The organism is Streptosporangium sp. G11 (assembly GCF_051192615.1).
Taxonomy (GTDB): Bacteria; Actinomycetota; Actinomycetes; order Streptosporangiales; family Streptosporangiaceae; genus Streptosporangium.
Map to the genome: position 1 here is coordinate 1 of NZ_JBPJUQ010000314.1, position 1,061 is coordinate 1,061.

General features: G+C 66.3%; 1 protein-coding gene. It reads right to left on the reverse strand.

Annotated features, from left to right (window positions below):
* A protein-coding gene (locus ACSDR0_RS50770; RefSeq protein WP_435296160.1) for an IS630 family transposase occupies nucleotides 1-982 on the reverse strand; the annotation gives its coding sequence in 2 pieces (ribosomal slippage) (nucleotides 1-439 and nucleotides 439-982; 983 coding nt annotated over the 2 pieces). This gene is flagged as partial in the annotation.
* Nucleotides 983-1,061: the final 79 nt, after the last annotated feature.

The following is a 1,061-nucleotide window of genomic DNA, read 5'->3' on the forward strand; positions in this document are numbered from 1 at the left end:
AGAGCGGTGAGCTCGTCAATGCTGCGGACGGCGAAGTTGAGGATGGCGATGCGCAGGTTGGACCAGATGCCCTCGGCCGGGTTGAGGTCAGGCGCGTACGGCGGTAATCGATAGACCACCAACCAGTCGGCCTGGGCAGTGATCCACTGGCGCATCTGGGCGCTGACGTGCTCGGGCAGGCTGTCCCACACCAGCGAGATCGGACCGCCCAGCTGGGCATGAGCCGCATGCAGCAAAGCCTTGAAGTCGGCCGCGACGAACCCTTTGCGCTCACCCCGGCGCTGGTGGTAGGTGATCGTGCGGTAGATCAGCCGAACGCGACGACCTGGCTGGATGCAGATCAGAGCAGCGATCGAGACGCGGCCCCGGTCACCGTAGGAGACCTCCAGCACCGGGGTCTGGCCTTTGCGGGCCCAGGTCCTTCCTCGGGGCGGTCTCAGGCTCTGGCCGGATTCGTCGGCGAAGACCAGCCACGATCCCCAAGCCGCCCAGGTGCTTTTATCGCCGGCCACACCCGCCTCGTCCACTCGGTGACCCGCGCCTCGTCACGGCGGGCGGCTCGATGCGCCGGCACCTGAAACGACCAGCCCAGCCGCCTCAGCAGATACACCACCCCACGGGCGGTGCAGGAGACGTGAAACGTCTCAGCGATCAACGTGGCGACCCGTGGTGCCGTCCAGCGCTGGTCACTCCAGCCGTAAGCGGAGGCTCCCTGCTCCAAGGCCGTCTCCAGGTGCATCAGCTGCTCATCGGTCAACTTGCAGCCGTTACCGGTGGCTCCCTTGGAGGCCAGCGCGGCCTTGCCTCCGGCCCGCCATGCCCGATGCCACTCATAGGCCGACTTACGCGTCACGCCCAGCAACCGGGCCACCCGCGGCGGCTTGATGTTCCCGGCGAACATGTCCGCCGCCCGCAACCGCAGTTCCTGCCGCTGTTCCCGGACCCGCGCAGACAGCCCTCCGCTTCTGTCTGAATACCTCATGCATCCAGGCTGTCACCCGCGAAAACGATCCCGATCAACGGGGCACAAGCTTGTCACGCCTACGTTTCTTGATCAGTAC